The sequence below is a fragment of the Saccharothrix mutabilis subsp. mutabilis genome, assembly GCF_039521145.1.
In the GTDB taxonomy this organism is placed as follows: Bacteria; Actinomycetota; Actinomycetes; order Mycobacteriales; family Pseudonocardiaceae; genus Actinosynnema; species Actinosynnema mutabilis.
Genome location: NZ_BAAABU010000085.1, coordinates 1 through 531 on the forward strand (window position 1 = coordinate 1; position 531 = coordinate 531).

1 protein-coding gene is annotated in these 531 nt (G+C 62.1%); it reads left to right on the plus strand.

All coding sequences use genetic code 11. From position 1 onward, the window contains the following. Window positions 1-74: 74 nt before the first annotated feature. Window positions 75-531, plus strand: a 457-nt coding sequence (locus tag ABD126_RS38690) for a response regulator (RefSeq protein WP_343944875.1), incomplete at its 3' end; no start/stop codon positions are given.

Consider the following 531-nt stretch of genomic DNA (forward strand, 5'->3'; position numbering starts at 1 on the left):
TGGAGAAATTCGGCGCAGCGGTAAACCCGGCACGTCGTTACACTGCTGACAAACCGGACTGCTGACGGACCACCATGGCGCATATCCTGATTGTCGAAGACGAAGCGGCGATAGCCGACACGCTGATATTCGCCCTGCAAGGCGAGGGCTTCACCACCACCTGGCTGACACTTGGCCAGGCGGCGTTGGAGCATCAACGCCAGACCCCGGCCGACCTGATCATCCTCGACATCGGCCTGCCGGACATCACCGGGTTTGAAACCTGCAAGCAACTGCGCCGGTTCAGCGAAGTGCCGGTGATGTTCCTCAGCGCGCGGGATGGTGAGATCGACCGGGTGGTGGGGCTGGAGATCGGCGCCGACGATTATGTGGTCAAGCCGTTCAGCCCTCGTGAGGTGACGGCGCGGGTCAGGGCGATCCTCAAGCGCATTGGCCCAGGAGCTGCGCCGGTGGTGTTCCAGGTAGACCTGGAGCGCATGCAGATCATGTATCGCGGCCAGCCATTGAGCCTCACGCGTCACGAATTGGTGA